5 protein-coding genes and 1 pseudogene are annotated in these 3797 nt (G+C 74.0%); 5 read left to right on the forward strand and 1 reads right to left on the reverse strand.

The genetic code is table 11. The features are described from left to right. The coding region (locus H5J29_RS34435; protein WP_220187880.1) for a hypothetical protein at window positions 1–238 on the reverse strand (238 nt) is incomplete at its 3' end. Window positions 239–487: 249 nt separating this feature from the next. Between H5J29_RS34435 and H5J29_RS24630 the strand changes: the two genes are divergently transcribed. From H5J29_RS24630 to H5J29_RS24650, 5 genes and pseudogenes are all read left to right on the forward strand, one after another. Further along, window positions 488–652, forward strand: a complete 165-nt coding sequence (locus H5J29_RS24630) for a hypothetical protein (RefSeq protein ID WP_181783412.1) — start codon at window positions 488–490, stop codon at window positions 650–652. 34 nt (window positions 653–686) lie between these two features. Then, the gene (locus tag H5J29_RS36335) at window positions 687–1073 is read left to right on the forward strand and encodes a YkvA family protein (protein ID WP_181783413.1); all 387 of its coding nucleotides are present in this window, start codon (window positions 687–689) and stop codon (window positions 1071–1073) included. A gap of 154 nt (window positions 1074–1227) precedes the next feature. Beyond that, window positions 1228–2391 carry an acyl-CoA dehydrogenase family protein gene (locus H5J29_RS24640; protein WP_181783414.1) on the forward strand — a complete coding sequence of 388 codons (1164 nt, stop codon included), beginning with the start codon at window positions 1228–1230 and terminating at the stop codon, window positions 2389–2391. 19 nt (window positions 2392–2410) lie between these two features. Next, window positions 2411–3355, forward strand: coding sequence for an NADP-dependent oxidoreductase (locus H5J29_RS24645; protein ID WP_181783415.1), 945 nt, complete (start codon window positions 2411–2413; stop codon window positions 3353–3355). Window positions 3356–3464: 109 nt separating this feature from the next. After that, window positions 3465–3797: pseudogene (locus H5J29_RS24650) on the forward strand (hypothetical protein); the annotation flags it as partial.

Genomic DNA, 3797 nt, shown 5'->3' on the forward strand with positions numbered 1-3797 from the left:
CGCCGCGGAGCCGCTCCGGGCCCTCGCCGCCATCGGCGTCCACCTCGACGTTCACGGTGATGTCGGGTCGGTCGGGTGCGAAGTCTCGACCCGGACCGAAGGGGGGCCGCCCGTGCGGGCGGCCGCGGCGGCCTCGGCCGCCACCGCGGGGGCCGAAGAAGGCTCCCGGGAGGTCGGCGTCGGCAAGGGCGCCGAGAAGTGCGCTGCGTGGGTCCCATGCGGGGTTCGTGGCAGTCATGTCGTTCTCCTGTTCGTGGTACTCGAGCCTCCTCCTGAGTCGGTCTCAGTAGCTCGCGTGCCATCACGATATATCGCTACGCATCGCCGATGCAAGGAGTTTCTCGTCGTCCCACGTCAGGCCATATCGCCGAGCCGGGCGGTCGTGATCTTGCGCCGGTCCGGCGTGATCACCCACTCGTGTCGTCCTGGTCCTGTTCGTCCGATTCGTGAGAGCATGGGCTGTCCGTCGGGAGGCCGGGAGGTGCGCGTGCTGCGGGTGATCGGTGCGGTGCTGCTCGTGGTCCTGGCGTTCTCGCTGGTGGGCGCGGTGTTCGAGTTCCTCGCGTGGGCGCTGGCGGTCGGCGCGGTCGTCTTCGGCGGCGTGGTCCTGTGGTCGCTGCTGTCGAGTGACCGATCCCGCATCGGGCGCTAGGAACGCAATTCGGGCGACCGGCGTTCTACTGGACGTGACCACCACATCGAGCCCGCGCGGCCTCCGGCAGCGGGCAGCATTCCTCGCACTGGCCCGCGTGCTCGTCCAGGGCCGCAAGCCCGGCACCCCCGGTCTCGCCGACCGGGCCGGTGCCCTCCCGCGCATGGTCGCGGGCGCACTCACCGGCCGGTACTCCGTGCTGACCCGGGGCAGGCTGGCGATGCTCGTGCTCGCGGTCGCCTACCTCGTCTCGCCCGTGGACCTCGTGCCGGAGGCGGTGCTCTCGGTCTTCGGCCTGATCGACGACGGGTTCATCGCCCTCTGGCTCGGCGGCGCCCTGCTCGTGGAGACCCAGCGCTTCCTGGACTGGGAGCGGGACGGCCACCCGACGGTCGTCGACGGGGACCTGGTCCACGCCTGACGCCTCCCGCCCGGCCGGCCGAGATGGGCTTCCGGCCGAGATGAACCAGGGTGCTGTTCCGGGCCCGCCCGGACAGCACCCTGGTTCATCTCGGCGTATCAGGGGGTGGTCGGGCGGGCTCTCTCGGGGCAACCGACCGTGAGTGGAGGTGCCCATGAGCGCACCGACCGTGACCGATCCTCTGGCGTCCGTGGTCGCGCTCACCCCGCTGCTGCGGGAGCGCGCGGCGGAGGCCGAGCGGCTGACCTGTCTGCCCCCGGACGTGGCCACCGCGATCGCCGACGCAGGTCTCTTCCGGCTCTGGACGCCGCGGGGCCTCGGCGGCCTCGAGATCGCCCCGCCGCAGATGTTCGGCGTCGTCGAGGCGCTCGCCGTCGCGGACGGCTCGGCGGCCTGGACGACCATGATCGGCAACGCGGGCACGTTCCTGGCTTGGATGGACCAGGACCTGGCCGCCGACCTGCTCGACGGGCATCCCGAGCGGGCCATGACCGGCACCTTCAACCCCGAGAGCCGCGCGGTGCCCGAGCCCGGTGGCCTGCGCATGAGCGGGCGCGCGACCTTCAACAGCGGCTGCCCGCACGCCCGGCTGTTCTGCAACGGCGTGCTGGTGTTCGACGGTCCCCGTCCCCGGATGGTCGCCGGCCGCCCGGACTGGCGGCTGGCGGTCTACCCGGCCGCGGCCGCGACCATCGTGCCGACCTGGGCTGGGGCCATGGGGCTGCGCGGGTCCGGCAGCCACGACGTCGTCGTGGAGGGTCTGCTGGTGCCCGAGGGGCACACGGTCATGCCGTTCCACGAGCCGCCCGTCGTCGACTCGGCGCTCTACCGGGTGCCGTTCTTCAGCCTGATCAAGATGCTGATGGTGGGGCTCCCGCTGGGGATCGCGCGGCACGCGTTGGACCTGGTCGGCGAGCTCGCGCGGACGAAGGTGCGTTCCGGGCCGGGGCCGATCGCCGAGGAGCAGGACGTCCAGATCCGGATCGGCATGGCCGAGGCCGGTCTGCGGTCGGCGCGCGCCCACGTGCTCGACGAGCTGGAGGCGCTCTGGGCCACCGCGCAGGCCGGTGACCTGCCCGCGGACGCGGACCGGGCGCGGTTCACCCTCGCCGTCAACGCTGCCCTGCAGGCCTCGGTGGCGGCGGTGGACGAGGCGTTCGCGCTGGCGGGCGCCCGGGCGCTGTACGACGGGGACGAGATCCAGCGCTGCTGGCGGGACCTGCACGCCGTCGCGCTGCACCGGGTCTTCGGTCGGTCGCAGTGGGAGGGCGCGGCGAAGGCGCTGCTGGGCCTCGAGGTCGACCGCGCCTGGTTGTAGCAGTCGTAGGCTCCGGGACATGCGTGCGATCGTCTGCGAGTCCACCGGCGGGCCCGAGGTCCTCACCCTCCGCGAGATCCCGACCCCGGACCCGGGGCCCGGCGAGGTCCGGGTGCGGGTCGAGGCGGCGGGGGTCAACCCGATCGACTGGAAGACCCGGTCCGGCCTCGGCGCCGCGCGGACCTTCGGCGGCAAGCCCTTCGTCGTCGGCTGGGACCTCGCGGGCGTGGTCGACGCGCTCGGTCCGGAGGCGGCCGGGTTCGCGGTGGGCGACGCCGTCCTCGGGATGGCGAAGTTCCCCAGCCCCGAGGGCGCCTACGCCGAGTACGTGACCGTGCCCGCCGCCCAGCTGCGGGCCCGACCTGCGGGGATGCCGGTGACCGAGGCCGCCGCCCTGCCCCTGGCGGGCATGACGGCGTGGCAGAGCCTCGTGGACGTCGGCGGGCTCCGCGACGGGCAGCGGGTGCTCGTGCACGCCGCGGCGGGCGGGGTCGGCCACCTCGCGGTGCAGATCGCCAAGGCACAGGGTGCACACGTGATCGGCACCGCCTCCGGGCCGAAGCTCGGCCTGCTGCGCGAGCTGGGCTGCGACGAGGTCGTCGACTACCGCAGCGAGGCGTTCGAGAAGGTGATCGAGCCCGTCGACCTCGTGTACGACCTCATCGGCGGGGACACCGCGGTCCGGTCGTTCGACCTGGTCGCGCCGGGCGGGACGTACATCTGCCTGCCGACGGTCGCGGTCGGCGCCGCGCTGGAGGCCGCCGGGGAGCGCGGGGTGCACGCCTCCGGTGCCTACGTCCGCGCGGGCGGGTCGGGGCTCTCCGAGCTGCTCGCGCTGTACACCGACGGGCGCCTGCGGATCCTCGTCGACCGCACCTTCCCGCTCGCCGAAGCGGCCGAGGCCCACCGCTACGGCGAGCAGGGCCGCACCACCGGCAAGATCGTGCTCACCGTCCGGGTGTGAGGTCCAGGGCCCGTATCCGCCGACCTCCCGGTACGGACCCCGCGGCGCAGGGCAGGGTTCCGCAGTCCTACCGAGGCGCGCGAGCCCGTCGAGGGGCACCGTGGTCGTCATGACGCGAGTCCTCCACGGTCGCGCCCGCTGGGCGGGTGCGGCGCTGCTGGCCCTGCTCACCGCGGGCACCTGGTTCCTCTGGACGGGCTGGGCCCTGCTCGTGCCCGGCGGCCTGCGGTTCGAGCCCTGGCAGCTCGCGGGGACCGCGGTCAGCGCCGCCGCGCTCGCCATCCTGGCGCCCCGGTGGCTCCCGGGTCGGCTGGTGGGCGCCGTGATGCCGCTGTCGTTTACCGCGGTCTGGTGCCTGACCGCCTCGGCGACCGACGACACCGGCCTCTGGGCGGTCGGCGCGGCGCTGGTGCTGGTCGGCACGGTCGCGGCGGCCGTGCTG

This window comes from Pseudonocardia pini (assembly GCF_013870575.1).
Classification (GTDB): Bacteria; Actinomycetota; Actinomycetes; order Mycobacteriales; family Pseudonocardiaceae; genus Pseudonocardia; species Pseudonocardia pini.

Coding starts and splice junctions, on each gene's coding strand:
- H5J29_RS24645 (WP_181783415.1), top strand. CDS start 2,411: ATGCGTGCGATCGTCTGCGAGTCCACCGGCGGGCCCGAGGTCCTCACC.
- H5J29_RS24640 (WP_181783414.1), top strand. CDS start 1,228: ATGAGCGCACCGACCGTGACCGATCCTCTGGCGTCCGTGGTCGCGCTC.